Genomic DNA, 18,994 nt, shown 5'->3' with positions numbered 1-18,994 from the left:
TTCATTGATTTCAGATAGAAATACCCTTGAATCATCCTTTTCAAAAGCGCAAGCAGCTTCTGTATTAATAGCATCCATGCATGAAAAAGCCCCGGCCGCTTGCGCAGACCGGGGCTTGACCGAGCCCGGCAGAAAACCGCTCGGGGCTTACTTGGGCATCACCACCTTGATCTTGGCGTTGGGAATCTCGCCAAACATCTCGGGCGCATACAGCGCTTCGGCACGCGTGGGCGGCAGGGCGAATTCACCGGCGTTGTTCAGGCGCACCGTGTATTCGACCTTGGTCGTCCCTGCGGGCAGGTACTGATAGTAGGCACGGTAGGACTCGAAGCTGCGCTCCTCGTAGGCCAGCCAGCCGGCCCCCTCCTGCTTCTCGCCCTTGGATGCGATTTCCGAATCACGGCCCAGGCCGCCGCCCAGAATGGCCGCCCCCGTGGGGATGGGGTCGGTGATGGCCACCCAGGTCATATCGGTCTTGGCCTGCACCTCCAGCGTCACGCGCAGCACATCGCCGCGCGTGTACTGGCCGCCACCGAACAGACCCTTGTCGGCCTGCTCCACGGGCGTGACGGTCTTCTTGATGGTGTAGCCGGCGCTGAACGGTGCCTTCAGGGCCACGGCCGCCACGGACTGCACGGTCAGCCAGGGCTTGCCCGTGCCTTGCTGGGTGACGCTGAGCTGGCCCTTGCCGGCCTTGGCCCAGGGCATGAACATGGTGTTGTTCATCAGGCCGCCTGCGCGCACGGGCTCGCCGAAGACGCTGTTGGAATGGGCCGTGCCCTGCGCATCCTCGGACGTGGCACGCCTGACATCGGCCCAGTTCACCTTGGCCTCGTTGCCGTTCATGCTGGCCACGGTGCTGCCGGCCACGGGCTCGGACTCGAACTTCTGCGAGAAGCGGCGCAGCGCCAGAGCTCCCCAGAGGTTGGCCGTCGTCGTGCTCCAGGCACCGGACTGCTGGCGTGCGATAAAGCCGCTGATCAGACGCGGCATATCTTCGGTCCATGCCGGGTCGTTGATGGTCGCAAGGATCAGGCGTGCCAGATTCACGTCCGGGCCCTGCATCAGCCACCACCAGCCATCGTCCTGGTCGGTCGAGAAGCCGGCACGCGTGCCGTTGTAGGTCAGGCGGGCACGCAGAATCTGCATGGCCTGTGCCAGGCGCTCGTCGCGCTGGGGCGCATCGCTCATGCGCTGCAGCAGCATCACCCAGTCGATGACCGTGTGCGTGGGCCACTGGTTGGGCGTGGCATTGATGCTGTCGAGCATGCGCGGCGTGGCCTTGCCCGACAGTGCCAGCGCGGCAATCGCCGCCAGCTTGCGCATTTCCAGATCCTTGCGCGGGCTCCAGAAGTTGCGCTGGATGCGGCCCTCCACAAACGCGATCAGGCCGTCCTCCATGCGCGCGCGTTCGGCGCCGGGGATCACGAAGCGCTTGTCAACGCCCTGCGCCATGGCCGACAGGTTCAGCAGATGCGCGGTCAGCGTATCGCTGCCGCGGCTGACCGATCCGTCCTGGGGCGGGAAGTAGTTGGCCAGGCCGTCACCGTCCAGATAGTTGGGCAGCTGGGCCATGGTGCTGCCCCAGAGATCGGCATTGTTCATGCCGACGGCCTTGCTGGTGGTCTGCTCCAGGCAGGAGTAGGGGTAGCGGGCCCACCAGTCGCGCACGCCAGGCAGACCTTCGGTCAGCTTGGGCACCAGCGACATCTGCAGACCGCCGCGGCCTGGCAGTGCATCGGCGGGCGGATTCACGGGCACGCTATAGCTGCCGTTGACCTGCACCAGCGTGGCCTGCTGCACCGACAGCGGCACGGCGGGCACGATGCGCTGGCTGATCTTGAGCGCATCCTGCGCCGCATCGGCGCCGCCAGCGGTGTCGCGCGCGGAAATCTCCCAGATCAGCGCCTCGGCACGCGTGCCGGAGAGCTGGGCCGGAGCCTTCACATCCCAGGCCACTTCACGCGCCTCGCCGGCGGGAATCTCCACGGTCTGGGCCTTGAGCTCCAGCATGGTGGCACGCGGCGTGACCTCCACCTTCATGGCCTTGGCCGAGGTGTTGCGCAGCGTAACCTGGGCGCGGAACTGATCGTCCTCGCGCACCAGAGGCGGCAGGCCACTGATGATCTGCAGATCCTGCGTGGTACGGATCGCCGCCTGGCCGGTGCCGAACAGGCTCACGCCCGCATCGGCCACGGCCACCACCTGGAAGGTGGTCAGCGCATCGTTGAGCGGCACCTCGATCAGCGCCATGCCGTTGCCGTCCAGCACCACATCGGGCTTCCACAGCAGCAGGGTGTCGAGCAGTTCGCGCGTGGGGCTGCGGCCACCGCCACCGCCCGCAGGCACCGCCTTCTTGCCGTAATGGCGCCGGCCGATCACCTCCATCTGGGCCGTTGCCGTCTGCACGCCCCATTCGCGGCGCGTCAGCATGGCATCGAGCAGATTCCAGCTGCTGTTGGGCATCAGCTCCAGCAAGGCCTGGTCCACGGCCGCCAGCGCCACATGGGCACCCGCAGCAGGCTTGCCATCGGGCAGCGTGGCCTTGATGGTGACCTTGGCTGTGCCGCGCACCTTGTAGCTGGACTTGTCCGAGGACACCTTGACGTCCAGGGTATTGCTCTTCAGGCCCACGCGGATTTCAGACATGCCGAAACGGAAAGCAGGCTTGGACAGGTCCACCATGGAAGTCGGCGCGATGAATTCCTTGCCGTCATTCCAGTAGGCACGCCACCACTCCAGCGGCGACTTGAAGCCCCAGGTGAAGAAGCTGTACCAGGGCACTTCCATCAGGCGGCCGCGCAGCGCCAGCACGCTGACATAGGCATTGGGGCCCCAGTTATCTTCGATCTTGACGTCCACCGTGGGGTTGTCACCCGCCAGCTCCACCACCTGGGTGCTGACGACGCCCTCGCGCTCCACTGCCACCAGCGCCGTGGCGCGGCGGAAGGGCATGCGCACCTGAAAGCGCGCCGTCTCGCCGGGCTCATAGCTCTTGCGTTCGGACAACACGTCCATGCGGTCATGGTCTTCGCCACCGAACCAGAGTTCGCCCTGGCCCGTGACCCACACCGAGGTCGCTGCCTGGCTGCTGCGGCCGTCCTTGTCGGCAGCCTTGACGATCAGCTCCACCTCGCCGGGCTGGGACAGCTGGGCCTCGCATTGCACCAGGCCATGGCTGTCGCTGGTGCCCGAGCACACGGTGCCCAGATTCTTGAGCGTGGTCTGGTTGTCGTAGCTGTAGAAGCCGCCCACCAGCCGCTTGCGGCTGGAGGTGGTGATGCGCGCCACGGCCTCGACCTTGACGGGCACACCGGCCTGGGCCTTGCCGGCCGTATCCAGCGTCAGCGCCTGAAAGCGCAGCTTGCGATCCACCGAGATCCAGTTCTCGGAGCGCACGCCTGCCACCACGGCAGCCGGCCAGATGGTGCGCGTGCTGCGCAGGGTCTGCACCTCGCCGTTCGGGTCGGCGTAGGTCGCTTCCATCAGCAGCTCGCGCGGCTCGCCGGACTTGGGCAGCTTGTCGATGCTGACCTTGCCCAGACCATTCTTGTCCAGCGTCACGGGCAGCTTGTCGGCCACGACTTTGGTGTCGTCAGCCGCCGTGCTTTCCTCGTCGTCGCTGCTGCCCACGTCCTGGGCACTGCGCGGCGGGTTGAAGCTGAAGCCATCCCAGCCCGCGAAATCCAGTGATTTGGAGCGCAGCAGAGCCGACACCTTGACCGGCAGATTGGCTGCGGCACCACCCGAGACATAGTTGATCTGCACTTCGGCAGGCACGCTGCTGACAGCGTAGAGCTGCTCCTTGCCGGCCGGTCCCACACGCCCCTCCATCACCGGAAGGCGGAACTCCTCGACACGGAAGATGCCGGTGCTGAAACTGGAGCGACGGCCGCTGCCATTGGTATAGCCCAGCTCCACCGCATATTCGCCCAGCTTGGCGGCCTTGGAGATGGGGAACTCGCTGCTCGCGCTGCCATTGGCATTCCAGCTCAGGGCCTGGGTAAAGCGCTGGCCGCTGCCCAGATGGGTGATGGTCAGGCGGTCGGGCTTGTCCTGGGTCTGTTCAAAGCCCGTGGAGTTCTTGCCGGGGCCCGTCAGGGCACGCAGAAAGTGCTTCATGGACACGGTTTCGCCGGCACGGAACAGCATGCGGTCAAACACCGTATGCGCGACTTCGTCGCGCTTGTTGCTGGAGCTGGTCGGTACATTGAAACGCCAGGACTCTATGCCCTTGTTCCAGTTGCTCCAGACAAACGCCAGTTCCTCGCCAGCCTCGGTCTTGGCACGCGCACTCACGAAATAGGAGTTGCTGCGGTAGTAGCCGTCTTCGTTGCTGCAGGAAGGCGGATTGGGATTGAGGCCGTTGAAGGTCACCAGACCCTGGGCATCACTGACGGCCGAAGCAATCGCCTGACCGTTGCAGTCTGAGACCTGCACTGTGGCGCCAGGCACCACCTTGCCCTTGTCCAGCGTCGTCACCCAGGCCACCGAGTTCTCGCGGCCCAGCTTGAAGTGCACGGCCAGATTGGTCACCAGCACCGAGGTGCGCACATACATGGTGCGGCCCGCTCCATAGCCTTCGTCGAGCAGAGACTGGCCCAGCATGGGCGAGGCAATCTCCACTACCTGGAAGCCCGGGTTAAGCGGAATGCCGACGACCTCAAAGGGGCGCGGGTCGCTCTTGGCCGCCTTGGGCAACTCCAGCGTCTGGGTCTGGCTCTGGCCGTCCAGCAGCGACAGCATGCGGGTCTGCACCCAGTGCTTGTCGTCGTTGATGACAGGAGGCAAGACCTTGACATCACGCGCAGCGCGCTTGCGCTCCACGCTGTAGCTGTCATAGCGCTCGACCTTCTTGAGCCAGGCGATGATGTCGGCGTCCGAGCCGCCCTTTTTGGTGCGCACCACGCTGGCGTCCAGCGACTTGCCCAGAAGCTGCGGCTCCACATTGCGCAGCGTCACGGGCAGCAGCGCCGGGCCCTTGGGGCCTTCGGCAAAGCGCTCGACGATGCCGAAGGGCGCGGCGGCAAACTTCACCAGCGGCGGCATATTGCCCGTGGCCGTGGCCAGCGGGAACAGATTGGCATTGCTCAGCGTGCGGCCCGCAGCATCCTTGAACTGCGGCGGCAGCTCCACCACATACTTGGAGTTCGGCTGCATGGTGGCGGGGAAAGTCACGCTGTCCACCAGCGAATCCTCGGCCAGCTTGTCGCCGTTCTGCTCGATGATGGGTGCCACGGCCGAGGCACCGCTCTTGAGGCGTATGCCTTCGATCAGCTTGCGCGGCACCGGCGCGCTGAATGACAGGCGCATGGGGCGGATCGGCAGGCAAGCGGCGTTGGCGTTCTCGCGCTCGCAGCTGAAGTCGGCGCTGAAGGGCTGGCGCACCTGGTACTCGTAGCGCTGCTCGTCCTTGCTGACCAGGCCGTTGGCCATGGCCACGCCCTTGCCATAGACCAGGGTCATCTTGCTGCCCGAGGTCAGGCGGCGGTTACACGCCAGCACCGCGAAGTTCTGCGGGTTCTTGGCGGCATCCTTGTCCCAGTGGCGCTGCTTGAGCACGGCTTCGCGGTCCTTGCCCTCGATCAGCTGTACAGGAATGCGCTCGCCCACACCTTCGGAGGTACACCAGACGCGCTGCTTGAGGCTGTCCACGGATGCCGCCCCCGTCAGGCGCAGGGCAAAGTACTGCTGCTCGTCCACCTCTTCATAGGTGTCGGGCGCAATGCTGGCCACCTGCGGACCGCCGGTCTGAAACTGATAGCTGGCTGCGCCCGTCACAGCTGTACCCGTGACGCTCTTGAACTGAGGGTTGAGCTGGGCCGTGCAACGCACGCCAGCGGGCAGGTTCTGGGCAAAATCGAATACCCATTCCTTTTCGCTGTTCCAGCGCCCCGTTCCCTTGGCGGCCTGGGCATCGCTGCACTGCAGATTGACCGGCGCGGCGGCCTTGGGGTCGCCAAAGCGCACGGCTGCCCCATCGAACTGCACCACGACCTGGCCCACCTTGCTCACATCTCCCTGCGGGCTGAACTGGCGCACCCCCACGGCATGGGCCGCCGTGGCCGCCAGGCCCCATAACAGACCTGCATTGAGCAGCTGGCGCCAGTGCGGCGCGATCTGCTCCCTCTTCCTTCCCTCTGCATAAGGCACAGTCATACAGTCACTTTCTTTTCGGGCAGGCATGGCGCCAGCCCTGGCTGTTTGAATCTGAAGTCTGGAATCAGCGACGCAGCAGTGCAGGACGGCAGCATGCAAAAAGCCCCGCCTCACAAGTGAAGCAGGGCCTTGAGCAGGTGCCGCACGCGCGAAACTACTGCGGCTGGAAACCGCTGCGCTGAATGATACCGGCCCAAACCCTGGAATAGGCGGCCTCACGCTCCCCCAACTGGCGGGGATTCATGTATCCAACTGTAAGCCCCAATGCCGTCAGCTGCGCGTAAACGTCACGCTGCTTGAGCACATTGCCAACGGCTGCAGAAAAGCGCTCGACAAAGGCCTGGGGCACGCCCTTGGGCGCGAAAATGCCGTAATAAGGCATGTCCTCGAAGCCCTTGATGCCCTGCTCCAGCAAGGTCGGCACTTCGGGCATGGAGGCCTGACGCTTGGCGCCCAGCACGCCGATCACGCGCAGCTTGCCAGCCTTGTGGTTCTCCATGAAGTCGGGCACCGAGGCAATGCCGGCCGGAATCTGATTGCCCAGCATATCGGCCAGCAGGGGAGCGCTGCCGCGATACGGTGCGGCCACCAGATCGAGCTTGTAGTGGTCTGCCAGGATCTTGACCAGAAATTCGGGCGTCGATGCCGGAGCCGGAATGCCGATGGTGCCGTTCTTGGCACTGATCCTGGCCCAGGCCGCGTACTCGGCCAGATTCCTCACCGGCGTGTTGCTGGAGACGGCCAGCGCATTCACGAAAGTGGCGACCCCGGCCACGGGAATGAAGTCCTGCTGCGGATCGAAGCCCGGCTTTTTCACGACCTTGGGCAGGATGGAGATGGTGTGGTCATGCGTGAGAAACAGCGTATGGCCATCGGCAGGCGAGGCCTTGAGCAGTTGCGCCGCAATCTGGCCGCCGGCACCGGGGCGATTCTCCACCAGCACCGTCACGCCGCCCAGCTCGTCCTTGAGCTTGTCAGCCAGCAGGCGCGCAATCGCATCCGAGCCACCACCGGGTGGAAAGCCCACCAGAATGCGGATGGGCTGGCCCGACGAGGCCCAGGCCACCGAGCCCAGGGCAGACGCGGCAGCCGCTCCCACTCCGGCCTTCAGCCATTGACGACGAGTTTGCGTCATGTGTTTTCTCCTTATGCTTTTTCCAGACTAACCAAAACAAAAGCGCCCGGCAAAGGGCGCTTTCAAGGCGTGAACGTTACGCCACAGTGCCTGAGTCCATCAGGCCAGACGAGCGTGGTGCTTGGCCAGTTGCGCACGCACCTGCGCCGGAGCCGTACCGCCCAGCGTGTTGCGGGCATTGAGCGAGCCTTCCAGGCTCAGGGCCTCGAACACATCGGCCTCGATATTGGGGTTGAAGGCCTGCAGCTCGGCCAGCGGCAGCTCGGTCAGGTCCACGCCCTTCATGGTGGCCAGCTTCACGGCGTGAGCCACGGTTTCGTGGGCATCGCGGAAGGGCAGCCCCTTCTTGACCAGATAGTCGGCCAGGTCGGTGGCCGTGGCATAACCCTTCAGGGCTGCAGCGCGCATGTTCTCGGCATTCACGGTGATGCCGCCTTCCTTGACGCCGCTGGCGGGGTTGAGCTGGCCGCCGATCATCTCGGCGAAGATGCGCAGCGTGTCCTTCAGGGTGTCCACTGTGTCGAACAGCGGCTCCTTGTCTTCCTGGTTGTCCTTGTTGTAGGCCAGGGGCTGGCCCTTCATCAGCGTGATCAGGCCCATCAGATGACCGACCACGCGGCCGGTCTTGCCGCGTGCCAGCTCGGGCACGTCGGGGTTCTTCTTCTGGGGCATGATGGACGAGCCGGTGGTGAAGCGGTCGGCGATCTTGATGAAGCCGAAGTTCTGGCTCATCCAGATGATCAGCTCTTCCGACAGGCGGCTCACGTGCACCATGCACAGCGAGGCAGCAGCGGTGAACTCGATGGCGAAGTCACGGTCGGACACGCCGTCCAGCGAGTTCTGGCTCACGCCTTCCATGCCCAGGGTCTTGGCCACGCGCTCGCGGTCCAGCGGGTAGGTGGTGCCGGCCAGGGCGGCAGAGCCCAGGGGCAGCACGTTGACGCGCTTGCGCACGTCCAGCATGCGCTCGGCATCGCGCTTGAACATTTCCACATAGGCCAGCATGTGGTGACCGAAGCTCACGGGCTGGGCCACCTGCAGATGGGTGAAGCCGGGCAGGATCACGTCCACATTCTTGGCTGCCACGTCGACCAGCGAGCGTTGCAGCTCCTTGAGCAGGCCTTCGATCAGGTCGATCTCGCTGCGCAGCCACAGGCGCACGTCGGTGGCCACCTGGTCGTTGCGGCTGCGGCCGGTGTGCAGACGCTTGCCGGCATCGCCCACCAACTGGGTCAGGCGCGCCTCGATGTTCAGGTGCACGTCTTCCAGGTCCAGCTTCCACTCGAAGGTGCCGGCCTCGATTTCGGCCGTGATCTGCGCCATGCCCCTCTGGATGGAGGCGAAATCTTCGGCCGCAATGATCTTCTGGGCCGACAGCATTTCGGCATGCGCCAAAGAGCCCTGGATGTCGGCCTGCCACATGCGCTTGTCAAAGAACACGCTGGAGGTGTAGCGCTTGACCAGGTCGCTCATGGGTTCGGAGAACAGGGCAGACCAGGCTTCGGCCTTGGAATCGAGCTGGTTGTGCGAAGGAGCAGATGTAGACATGTGAGGGCAACAATCCCGTAAAACCACAGGCCGCCCAATGCAGAAGTTTGGCGTGACGGCTGTGCAAAGCAGAAACAGGGATTTTATCGGCCTGACCCGACGCCGGCGCCAGAGCGCCCCAGAGCCATTGCCGATCACTGCGACAAAGCGACACTCATGCACCAATCGCTCATTAATCGATAGCTTTCCACGCTTTACAGAAAAGGCCTGCAGGACCTTTCCATGCAAATCAGGAAAATCCGGCTGCAGCCACCCGGTTTCTGGCTTGCGCGGACAATCTCGGTGTCTTCGCTCACCCTCCTCACAGGCCGCGGCCCGCCCGGCCGATGCGCCGCCCGGCATGAATTCCCGCTCTTCCCTGATTTCCGGCCTCGGTTTTGCCCTGGCCGCCTGTGCGCTCTGGGGCGCGATTTTTCTCGTGCCTGCCATGCTGCCGGAGTTCTCGCCGCTGCAGATCACCTTCGGCCGCTTCGTGCTCTATGGCGTGGTGGCCCTATGCGTTTTCCTGCCTCGGGCCACAAGGCTGCTGCCCAGGCTGCAAGCGGCCGATATCCGGCATCTGGTCTGGCTGGCCCTGACGGGCAATGTGGTGTACTTTGCCCTGGTCGCCACGGCCGTGCAATGGATAGGAATGGCCGTGACCTCGCTGATCGTGGGCCTGGTTCCCGTCACCGTGCCGCTGCTGGGCCGCAACACCCATGGCGCGCTTCCGCTGCGTCGCATGCTGGCGCCGATGGCGCTGATTCTGGCCGGCATCGTGCTCGTCAACGCCCATGCGCTGACCACAGGGTCCGAAGGCAGCCAGGGGCGCTATCTGCTGGGCGTGCTGATGGCCGTGCTGGCCATGCTCTGCTGGAGCCGCTACGCGCTGGACAACACCCGCTATCTGGCGCAAAGCCGCTTCAACGGCACGGAATGGTCCACGCTCTGGGGCCTGGTCGTCGGGCTGATCAGCGCCTTGCTCTGGGCGCTGCTCTGGCTGATATCACCAGAGGCCAGCGGCGTCGGCAACCCCGACATTGCGGCCCAGCGCTGGCAGCTGTTCTGGCTGCTGAATCTGGCCGTGGCCATCCTCTCGTCCTGGCTGGGCAACTGGATGTGGAATGCCGCCAGCCAGCGCCTGCCCATCACCTTCGTGGGCCAGTTGCTGGTGTTCGAGACCCTGTTCGCCCTGGCCTACCACTTCCTCTATGAACAGCGCCTGCCCCAGCTCGCCGAGCTGGCACCCATGCTGCTGATTCTCGCGGGCGTGGTCTGGTCGCTCAAACGCTTTCAGGCCGCAGGCCGGGCTGCGGCCTCGGTTTGAGTCAGCACAAACGCTGATGCATCCAGCCGACAGATGCCGCAGGAATTGCAGCTGCAGCGCGGCTGCGGGCCAATAATCACAGGACCTGCGCAAATTCGGATCGGGCATGTCGATGGACATGCTCTTTGCGCATGCTTGCCCGCCCAGCTCTTGCATCCAAGTCACCGCCCTGCTCCAGACCGCCTGTGTCCATTTCACCGCTCATCGCTGCCACTCCCAACCCGGCCCACAAGGTCCTGGTGTTCGACGCCTGCAATGCCGGCGTGGTGCTGCGCGCCGTGCTGTTTGTACAGGTGGTGGCGAGCACGGCCGCCCTCTATGGTGCAGAGTCGCTCTGGGAGTGGTTTTCCAGCGCGGCCCTGCTCACCGGCGCCTGCCTGCCCGGCACCCTGGTCTGGCTGATCGCAGCCTGCAGCCTCAAGCACCAGCTGCAGCGCCTGGGCACGCGCGGCCAGTATCTGGCCGGCGTGCTGCTGGGCGCCCTCGCGGGTCTTTACGCCTGCGGCATGCTGTTCTTCATAGGCATGGCCAAAGCCCCCTGGCTGGCCAGTGCCGTCACGGGAGGCCTGCTGGCCGCCCTGCTGGTGACAGCGCTGGTGCTGCGCGCGCGCGGCAACATGCCAGCGCAGACCCAGGCCCGCCTCACCGAGCTGCAGTCACGCATCAGACCGCACTTTCTGTTCAACACCCTCAACAGCGCGATTGCGCTGGTGCGCGCCGAACCGGCCAAGGCCGAAGCCTTGCTCGAGGACCTCAGCGATCTGTTTCGCTATGCGCTGGCCGAACCCCATCTGACCACCACGCTGGCCCAGGAGATAGAGCTGGCCCAGCGCTATCTGTCCATAGAGCAGGTACGCTTTGGCGAGCGCCTGCAGATGCAGTGGCAGCTCGATGAAAGCGTGCATGGCGCGCTGCTGCCGCCCCTGCTGCTGCAGCCGCTGGTGGAGAACGCCATCCGCCACGGCGTGGAGCCCAATGCACGCGGCGGCAAGCTGCAGGTACGCACCGAAAGGCGCGGCAACGAGGCGCTGATCCAGATCATCAACACCTTGCCGCCCGCCAGCGCCGAACATCAAAGCACCGGCCATGGCATGGCCCTGGACAATGTCAAGGCCAGGCTGTCGCTGCTGCACGATCTGCAAGGCAGCTTCAGCGCCAAGGTACGCGACGGGCTGTATGTGGTGCGCCTGAGCGTGCCTTTGCATCAGAGCGACCCAAAACCGGGACAATCCCGCCATGCACATTCTGATCGTTGATGACGAAGCTCTGGCCCGCGCCAGACTGCGCACTTTGCTCGGCGACTGCGCACATGGCCCGCACCATATCCAGGAAGCCGCCGATGCCGACCAGGCCCTGCAGATACTGCAGGCCGCACGGCCCACCCCCGTACAGCTGGTGCTGCTGGACATCCACATGCCGGGCCGCAACGGGCTGCAGCTGGCAGCGGCACTGGCGGAGCTGGCCAACCCGCCCGCCATCGTGTTCGTGACGGCGCATGCCAGCCATGCGGTACAGGCCTTCGAGCTCGATGCCGTGGACTATCTGACCAAGCCCGTACGCCTGGAGCGCCTGCAGCAATCGCTGCAAAAGGCCGAGCGCGCACTGAGCACGCGCAGCGTCGTCGACAGCGGCCCCGTCCTGCTGATCCAGGAGCGCGGCGGCACGCTGCGGCTGCCACTGTCCGAGGTGCGCTTTCTCAAGGCCGAGCAGAAATACATCACCGTGCGCACCGTGCAGCGCAACTACGTCCTCGACGGAGCGCTGGCCGATCTCGAAACCCGCCATGGCGAGCACCTGCTGCGCATACACCGCAACGCCCTGGTGCTGCGTGCGGCCTTGCGCGGCCTTGAAAAATATGACGACCCGCAAGAAGGCGAAGGCTGGGGCCTGCGCCTGCAGGGCGTGCCCGAGCTGCTGCCGGTCTCGCGCCGCCAGCTGGCAGCGGTCAAGACCGAGCTCAGAGAGATTTTCTGAACGATAAAAAACCGGCCGAAAGCCGGTTTTTTATCGACTGCAGTTGCAATCAATGCTCATGCTTGTGAGCCGCGTCATGGGCAGTCGCGGACGCAGGCTCGTGCGAGTGCCCGACCTCTGCGCCATGATCGTGGTCGTGCTCGTGGTCATGCTCGTGTCCATGGTTGTGCGCCGCGCCGCTCATTACCGTCACGACGACAATGCCCAGCAGCAGCCAGAAGACCTGGGCTGCGGTTTCCTTGGCGCTCAGGCGCTTTTGCAGCTGGGGAATCAGATCGGCCAGGGCCACATAGATAAAGCTGCTCGACGCAATGACCAGGAAGTACGGCAGCAGCTCGCGCAGCTGTCCGATCAGGAAATAGCCGGCCACCCCGCCCAGCGTGGTCACGGCTCCGGCCATGGACACCTTGATCAGCGCCACGCGGCGATTGCTGCTGGACTGGCGCAGCACCACGATATCGCCCATGTGGTGAGGCACCTCGTGCGCCAGCACCGACAGGGCGGCGATCAGGCCCAGACGGATGTCGGCCACGAAAGCCGATGCAATCAGCACGCCATCGCCAAAGCAATGCACGCTGTCGCCCGTCAGAATGGCCCAGCCGCCCTTGCCATGGCTGTGACCATGCGTGTGCTCGCCATGGTCATGGCGGGCGTGACCATGCTGGTGATCGTGGCCATGACCGTGAGCGTGGTGCATAGGAGCAGGCTGGTGGGCATCGCCATGCGAATGCTCATGGCCGTGGTGCCAGAGCTCGGCCTTGGACAGCAGAAAGAAAAACACCAGCCCGATCAGCAGCACCACGAACAGATCATGGGACTTGCCGTGGCTCTCGAACGCCTCGGGCAGCAAATGCATGAAAGCCGTGGCGAGCAAGGCTCCCGCAGCCAGGCTCAGCAGACGCTGGGGCATCAGCCCTGGCGTGCGCCCCCCTCCCAGACTCATCAACAACGCGGCCACCCAGACACTGCCGATACCAGCAGCCAGGGTGGCCAGAATAATTGCTACCAATGTCATAGCTTTATATGGCTTAACCGCAACCTTTTACAGGCGAATCTTGAGGATTTTCGCAGAATGCGCCGCCCAACGCGGCCCGCTTGCAACTATCCCCATACCGTCAGCCCCGGATGCGCATGATGTGCATGGCAGGCCGGGACTTCTTTCACCTTAGCAAAGCTGTCAAGCCCCCCGGGCCGAAAATTTCAGCGCCTCAGGCATCAGGCCACGCCATGCTGGTTGAACCAGGTCAGCATGCGGGCCCAGCCGTCCTGCGCGGCCTGCTCGCGGTAGCTGGGGCGGTAGTCGGCATGGAAGGCATGGGGCGCCTCGGGGAAGATCACGAACTCCGAGGCCCTGGCCGCCGCAGAGCCGGTCTTGAGCGCGGCCTTCATGGCCTCGACCGACTCCAGCGGAATGCCCGTGTCCTTGCCGCCGTACAGGCCCAGCACCGGCGCCTTGAGCTGCCCCACCAGATCCAGCGGATAGCCGGGCTGCAAATCGTTCTTGTTGCCCTGCAGACGCCCGTACCAGGCCACGCCGGCCTTGAGCGGGGCATGTGCGGCATACAGCCAGGTGATGCGACCGCCCCAGCAAAAGCCGGTGATGGCCAGCTTCTTGACGTCGCCGCCCTGGCTGCCTGCCCATTGCACGGCGGCGTCCAGATCGCCCATGACCTGGGCATCGGGCACCTTGGCGATCACCTCGCTCATGAGCTTGGCCATCTCGGCATAGGCCATGGGGTCGCCCTGGCGCACGAACAGATCGGGTGCGATCGCCAGATAGCCGGCACGAGCCAGGCGGCGGCAGGTGTCGGCAATGTATTCGTGCACGCCGAAGATTTCGGAGATCACCAGCACTACGGGCAGGTTCTGCTTGCCCGCAGGCATGGCCCGGTAGGCCGGCAGCTTGAAGCCTTTGACATCGATGCTGACCTCGCCTGCCGTCAGGCCGTCGACCGGGGTCTTGATGGCCGTCTGTGCCATGACCGGGCCGGCAGAGCAGGCATAGCCCACGCCCAGGCCGGCCCCCAGGGCTGTGCGCAAGGCCGTGCGGCGGCTGGGCTGAGCGTCGGCTCGGCCGCCGAGCAATCCCTGCATATCCTGAGCGATGTCTTCGTACTTCATGGATCCTCCTTGGGATGATGGAATTTCAGAACATGTTGACGATCTCAAGCCTGGCCGCCTCGCGCAGCAAGCCGGGCTGGCCATGCAGTCTAAGGCCAGTGCGCTTCAGGCACCCGGAACCGGTTGACGCTCTCAGACCAGCCAGCGCAGCAGCGCCGCAGCTACGGCCCCCAGAATCACCACCAGCAGGAACGGGGCCCGCAGCCACAGGGCCAGCGCCGCCACCAGCAAGGCGCCCAGGCGCGCATCCAGGCTGATGTGCGAGCCGCTGGCCAGGGTGTTCATCACCGTCAGCGAAGCCAGCAGCGCCACTGTCAGACAGGCCGCGATCTGGGCCATGCGCGGGCTGCGCATCCAGCGCTCGGGCAGGCTGTAGCCCAGCAGCTTGGTCACAAAGGCCAGCGCACAGGCCAGCAAGATCCAGTGCCACAAGGACAGGGACAGCGTCATTGCTCGGCCTCCGAAGGGCGCACCCAGCCCCAGAAGGCGCCCAGCGCCGCAGCCAGCAGAATCGGCACGCCTGGGGGCACCCAGGGTATGGCCAGCGCCGTGACCAGCCCGCAGCCCAGCGCCAGCGCCACAGGCTCGCGCGCGTTGAGGCGCGGCCAGAGCAGGCCGAGAAAGGCCGCCACGGCAGCCCCGTCAAGACCGAAGCGGCGCGTGTCGCCCAGCGCATTGCCCATCAGCGCGCCCAGCAAGGTGAACAGATTCCAGAGCAGGAACACGCCCGCCCCGGCGACCCAGAAGCCGCGCCGCTGCTCGGCCGGCTCCTCCTGGCCCGATGCCGTGGCTGCGGATTCGTCGATGGTCCAGTGCGCGGCCAGCCAGCGCTGCAGCCCTTTGACGCCCAGCAGACGGCTCATCTGCATGCCGTAGATGGCATTGCGCACGCCCAGCAGCGAGGCTGCGCTCACGGCCGCCATGCCGCTGCCGCCACCCGCCACCACGCCGATGAAGGCAAACTGCGAACCGCCAGTGAACATCAGCGCGCTCAGCGCCATGGTCTGCCAGAGGCTGAGGCCGGCCGCCACGGACAGCGCGCCGAAGGAGATGCCGTACAACCCCGTTGCCACCGAAATCGACAGCCCCATGCGCACGGCGGGCGTCATTGCAAAGCCTTTGAACAAGATATTTCCTGGATCAAGCTAGAACAATTCAGGAGCTTCCAGCGCATGTGGACAAAGCACTTCAGGTCAAAAACAACCTGAAGTTCCTATTGGATATGCGCTAGCAGCTCTCTTTTTAGGGGCAACGCCTCGAAGAAATCCGGGCGCATCCTGGAGTCGAAAGCGCATACGACCTCCCTGGTGAGAGGCCTGATGCGCTTTCTTGAAAAAAGCTCAATGCGCCTTTTAGTGAAAAGCTCAATGCGCTTTTTGGTGAAAAGCTCAATGCGCTTTTTCCCAGCTGCTGCCAAAGCCGATCTCGGCCAGCAGCGGCACGGACAGATCGGCCACACCGGCCATGATGGCCGGAATCTCGGCCTGCACCCAGTCCCTGGCGGACTCGGGCAGCTCGAACACCAGTTCGTCATGCACCTGCATGATGACCAGCACCTCGGGCTTTTCGGCGTCCAGCCTGGCCTGCACGGCCACCATGGCCTTCTTGATCAGATCGGCCGCCGTGCCCTGCATGGGGGCATTGATGGCGGCGCGCTCGGCCGCTTTCTTGCGCGGGCCGTTGCCGCCATTGATCTCGGGCAGCACCAGGCGGCGACCGAACACGGTCTCCACATAGCCCTGGGCGTGGGCCAGCTCCACGGTCTGGTCCATATAGCGCTTCACGCCGGGGTAGCGCTGGAAGTACTTGTCGATATAGGCGGCCGCAGCCTTGGTCTCTATCCCTAAGTTCTTGGCCAGGCCGAAGCTGCTCATGCCGTAGATCAGGCCGAAGTTGATGACCTTGGCATAGCGGCGCTGCTCGCTGCTGACCTCGTCCACGCTCACGCCGAAGACTTCGGCAGCCGTGGCGCGGTGCACGTCCAGGCCGTTCTTGAAGGCACTCAGCAGCGCCTCGTCGCCCGACAGATGGGCCATGATGCGCAGCTCGATCTGCGAATAGTCGGCGCTGGCAATCAGCTTGCCCTCGGGGGCCACAAAGGCTTCACGCACGCGGCGGCCTTCGGGCGTGCGCACGGGAATGTTCTGCAGATTGGGATCGTTGCTGGACAGGCGCCCCGTCACCGCCACGGCCTGGGCGTAGTGGGTGTGCACGCGGCCGTCGCTGGGCAAGGCCATCTGGGCCAGCTTGTCGGTGTAGGTGCCCTTGAGCTTGGACAGCGAACGGTGCTCAAGCAGCTTGGCGGGCAGCGGATAGTCCTCGGCCAGCTTCTCCAGCACTTCCTCGTCCGTGCTGCGCGCGCCGGTGGCGGTCTTCTTCACGACGGGCATGCCCAGCTTGTCGAAGAAGATCTCTCCCAGCTGCTTGGGCGAGGACAGATTGAAGGGCTGGCCCGCAATCTCGTAGGCTTCTTCCTCGAGCTTCAAGATGCGCGCGCCCAGATCGTTGCTCTGGCGCGCCAGCTCGCCCGCGTCGATGCTCACGCCATTGCGCTCGATACGGAACAGCGCCTCGCTGGTCTGCATCTCCAGCTCGTAGATATGCAGCAGTCCGGCGTTGGCCTGAATCCTGGGCCACAGCACACCATGCACGTCCAGCGTCTGGTCGGAGTCCTCGCAGCTGTACGCTGCGGCCTTGTCCACGCTCACCTGGGCAAACGGAATCTGGCTCTTGCCCTTGCCGCACAGATCTTCGTAGCTGATGCCGCTGCGGCCCACATGGCGCAGCGCCAGGCTGGTCAGGTTGTGCGGACGGTCGGCTTCGAGCACATAGGACTGCAGCATGGTGTCGTGCGCATAGCCGCGCACGGTGATGCCGTGGTTGGCAAACACATGCTGGTCATATTTGACATGCTGGCCCAGCTTCTTCTTGCCGGCGTCTTCCAGCCAGGGCTTGAGCCTGGCCAGCACCCTGTCCAGATCGAGCTGCTCGGGCACGTCCATGCCCTCGTGGCGCAGCGGAATATAGGCGGCCTCGCCCACGGCCACGCTGAAGGAGATGCCGACGATGCGGGCCACCATCTCGTCCAGCGAATCGGTCTCGGTATCCAGCGCAGTCAGCTCCGCCGCGTCGATCTTGGCCAGCCATTCGTCGAACTGCGCCTCGCTCAGAATCGTGGTGTAGAGCACATCGCGCTGCTGGGCCGCCACGGCCACCTCGGTGGCCGCCGCGTCATCGGCATCGAACAGACCGCCCTGGGCGCTGTCGACCTTGGCCGCCTTGCCTGGCTTGGCCGCCTTGGCTTCGGCCGCCGCGGCGCCCAGCGTGCGCACCAGGCCCTTGAAGCCGTATTTCTCGTAGAAGGGCGCAAGCGCTGCGCTATCGGGCTCGGCCAGCGTGACGGCATCGAGCTGCGGCAGGCCTCCGATGTAGGCGGACAGATCGCAATCGGTCTTCATGGTCACCAGTTGGCGGCTCAGCGCCAGCTGACCACTGGCAATCGCATCGCGCAGGTTCTGACCGGCAACGCCCTTGATATCTGCGGCGCGGGCGATCAGATTGTCCAGCGAACCATGCTCCTCCAGCCACTTGGCCGCAGTCTTGGGTCCGACCTTGGTGACGCCTGGCACGTTGTCCACGGTGTCTCCCACCAGCGCCTGGTAGTCGATCATCAGCGCCGGCGGCACGCCGAACTCGGCCGTCACTCCCGCCACGTCGCGCTTCTTGCCATTCATGGTGTCGATGATGGTCACATGCTCGCCCACCAGCTGGCTCAAGTCCTTGTCGCCGCTGGAGACGATCACGTTGATGCCCTGGGCCGCTGCGGTCTGCGCCAGGGTCGCAATCACGTCATCGGCTTCCACGCCGGGCACGGCCACCACTTTCCAGCCCAGCAGCTGAACCACCTCGTGGATGGGCTCGATCTGGCTGCGCAAATCATCGGGCATGGGCGAGCGCGTGGCCTTGTACTCGGTGTACATCTCGTCGCGAAAGGTCGGGCCCGAGGCATCGAACACGCAGACGGCGTAATCGGCCTGCACATCCTTCCTCAGCGCCTGCATCATGTTCACCATGCCGCGGATGGCGCCCGTGGCCGGGCTGGCCGGGTCGCCTGGAATCGCCCGCAGATCGGGCATGGCATGGTAGGCGCGGTAGAGGTAGCTGGAGCCGTCCACCAGCACCAGGGTCTTGGAATTGCTCATACCCCGGATTGTGCACGCGCGCCCGGCCCCTGCGGTCTGCAGCCCAAAGACAGGCTACGCCTGGTGGGACAATTCGAAGTCGCCCTACAATCTATGCATCATGCGCGCTGCACCACTTTTCATCATCCTGAGCCTGGCTGCCGGATCCGTTCTGGCCCAGTCCCCCACCCCTGCTCCGGCCAACGCCGTGGTCGCTCCTGCGCCTCAGGGTCAGCAGGACAACGCGGCGGCGACTGGCAAGCACAACCAGCGGATCGAACATATCCGTGTGGAAGACGCTGGCAGCCGTGTGGATGAAACCCGTGTCGGCGGTCAGACCCAGAGCATCACCGTGCAACCCAAGGTCGGCACCATGCCCGAGTACGAGGTGCAGTCCAACGACGGCGCCCGCGCAGCCCGCAACCGCGACAGCAACAGCGGCGACACCACGGGCACCCGCGTCTGGAATTTCATCAAATTCTGAAGCGCGGCGCGCTTTTCCCCATTCATGACAGGGCAGTGCTTCACTGCCCTGTTGCATATAGACACCTTCTCCCCGCTAGTTCGGTC

Annotated in this window: 12 protein-coding genes; 4 read left to right on the top strand and 8 right to left on the bottom strand. The window is 64.7% G+C overall.

Features of this window, described 5'->3' with window-relative positions:
* Window positions 1-147: 147 nt before the first annotated feature.
* From P353_RS02455 to argH, 3 genes are all read right to left on the bottom strand, one after another.
* Window positions 148-6,159, bottom strand: a complete 6,012-nt coding sequence (locus P353_RS02455) for an alpha-2-macroglobulin family protein (RefSeq protein ID WP_034365444.1) — start codon at window positions 6,157-6,159, stop codon at window positions 148-150.
* A gap of 154 nt (window positions 6,160-6,313) precedes the next feature.
* Window positions 6,314-7,294, bottom strand: a complete 981-nt coding sequence (locus tag P353_RS02450) for a Bug family tripartite tricarboxylate transporter substrate binding protein (protein ID WP_034364802.1) — start codon at window positions 7,292-7,294, stop codon at window positions 6,314-6,316.
* A 99-nt stretch (window positions 7,295-7,393) separates the two neighbouring features.
* Entirely contained in the window at window positions 7,394-8,842 is a 1,449-nt protein-coding gene (gene argH, locus P353_RS02445; protein ID WP_034364800.1) for an argininosuccinate lyase, read from the bottom strand.
* Between the two features lie 340 nt (window positions 8,843-9,182).
* Here argH and P353_RS02440 point away from each other — a divergent pair, with 340 nt between their 5' ends.
* The 3 genes from P353_RS02440 to P353_RS02430 all read left to right on the top strand — a co-directional run bounded on the left by P353_RS02440 (window position 9,183) and on the right by P353_RS02430 (window position 12,122).
* Window positions 9,183-10,148, top strand: coding sequence for a DMT family transporter (locus P353_RS02440; RefSeq protein WP_034364796.1), 966 nt, complete (start codon window positions 9,183-9,185; stop codon window positions 10,146-10,148).
* A 185-nt stretch (window positions 10,149-10,333) separates the two neighbouring features.
* The gene (locus tag P353_RS02435; RefSeq protein ID WP_034364794.1) at window positions 10,334-11,404 is read left to right on the top strand and encodes a sensor histidine kinase; all 1,071 of its coding nucleotides are present in this window, start codon (window positions 10,334-10,336) and stop codon (window positions 11,402-11,404) included.
* Window positions 11,385-12,122, top strand: coding sequence for a LytR/AlgR family response regulator transcription factor (locus tag P353_RS02430; RefSeq protein WP_034364791.1), 738 nt, complete (start codon window positions 11,385-11,387; stop codon window positions 12,120-12,122). Before P353_RS02435 ends, P353_RS02430 begins: the two co-directional genes overlap by 20 nt.
* Window positions 12,123-12,171: 49 nt before the next feature.
* On the opposite strand, the gene P353_RS02425 is transcribed toward P353_RS02430, so the two are convergent.
* The 5 genes from P353_RS02425 to polA form a co-directional block, all read right to left on the bottom strand.
* The gene (locus P353_RS02425) at window positions 12,172-13,137 is read right to left on the bottom strand and encodes a ZIP family metal transporter (RefSeq protein WP_034364788.1); all 966 of its coding nucleotides are present in this window, start codon (window positions 13,135-13,137) and stop codon (window positions 12,172-12,174) included.
* A 200-nt stretch (window positions 13,138-13,337) separates the two neighbouring features.
* Window positions 13,338-14,243 (bottom strand): dienelactone hydrolase family protein, encoded by a 906-nt coding sequence (locus P353_RS02420; protein WP_034364786.1) that lies wholly within the window; start codon window positions 14,241-14,243, stop codon window positions 13,338-13,340.
* Window positions 14,244-14,375: 132 nt separating this feature from the next.
* Window positions 14,376-14,693: an AzlD domain-containing protein gene (locus tag P353_RS02415; RefSeq protein WP_080750403.1), complete on the bottom strand. Its 318-nt coding sequence runs from the start codon at window positions 14,691-14,693 to the stop codon at window positions 14,376-14,378.
* Window positions 14,690-15,370: an AzlC family ABC transporter permease gene (locus P353_RS02410; RefSeq protein ID WP_198529008.1), complete on the bottom strand. Its 681-nt coding sequence runs from the start codon at window positions 15,368-15,370 to the stop codon at window positions 14,690-14,692. Before P353_RS02410 ends, P353_RS02415 begins: the two co-directional genes overlap by 4 nt.
* A gap of 261 nt (window positions 15,371-15,631) precedes the next feature.
* Complete coding sequence (gene polA / locus P353_RS02405; protein ID WP_034364781.1) at window positions 15,632-18,445, bottom strand: DNA polymerase I; 2,814 nt, start codon at window positions 18,443-18,445, stop codon at window positions 15,632-15,634.
* Between the two features lie 100 nt (window positions 18,446-18,545).
* Between polA and P353_RS02400 the strand changes: the two genes are divergently transcribed.
* Window positions 18,546-18,908, top strand: coding sequence for a hypothetical protein (locus tag P353_RS02400; RefSeq protein WP_034364778.1), 363 nt, complete (start codon window positions 18,546-18,548; stop codon window positions 18,906-18,908).
* Window positions 18,909-18,994: the final 86 nt, after the last annotated feature.

This window comes from Comamonas testosteroni, assembly GCF_000761245.1.
Classification (GTDB): Bacteria; Pseudomonadota; Gammaproteobacteria; order Burkholderiales; family Burkholderiaceae_C; genus Comamonas; species Comamonas testosteroni_C.
Note: the sequence above shows the minus strand (reverse complement) of the source record. Positions and strands in the feature narration are given on the sequence as shown.

What these genes read in the sequence shown, in the direction of transcription:
- P353_RS02455 (WP_034365444.1), bottom strand. Translation starts at nt 6,159, where the DNA reads ATGACTGTGCCTTATGCAGAGGGAAGGAAGAGGGAGCAGATCGCGCCG.
- P353_RS02450 (WP_034364802.1), bottom strand. Translation starts at nt 7,294, where the DNA reads ATGACGCAAACTCGTCGTCAATGGCTGAAGGCCGGAGTGGGAGCGGCT.
- argH (WP_034364800.1), bottom strand. Translation starts at nt 8,842, where the DNA reads ATGTCTACATCTGCTCCTTCGCACAACCAGCTCGATTCCAAGGCCGAA.
- P353_RS02440 (WP_034364796.1), top strand. Translation starts at nt 9,183, where the DNA reads ATGAATTCCCGCTCTTCCCTGATTTCCGGCCTCGGTTTTGCCCTGGCC.
- P353_RS02430 (WP_034364791.1), top strand. Translation starts at nt 11,385, where the DNA reads ATGCACATTCTGATCGTTGATGACGAAGCTCTGGCCCGCGCCAGACTG.
- P353_RS02425 (WP_034364788.1), bottom strand. Translation starts at nt 13,137, where the DNA reads ATGACATTGGTAGCAATTATTCTGGCCACCCTGGCTGCTGGTATCGGC.
- P353_RS02420 (WP_034364786.1), bottom strand. Translation starts at nt 14,243, where the DNA reads ATGAAGTACGAAGACATCGCTCAGGATATGCAGGGATTGCTCGGCGGC.
- P353_RS02415 (WP_080750403.1), bottom strand. Translation starts at nt 14,693, where the DNA reads ATGACGCTGTCCCTGTCCTTGTGGCACTGGATCTTGCTGGCCTGTGCG.
- polA (WP_034364781.1), bottom strand. Translation starts at nt 18,445, where the DNA reads ATGAGCAATTCCAAGACCCTGGTGCTGGTGGACGGCTCCAGCTACCTC.
- P353_RS02400 (WP_034364778.1), top strand. Translation starts at nt 18,546, where the DNA reads ATGCGCGCTGCACCACTTTTCATCATCCTGAGCCTGGCTGCCGGATCC.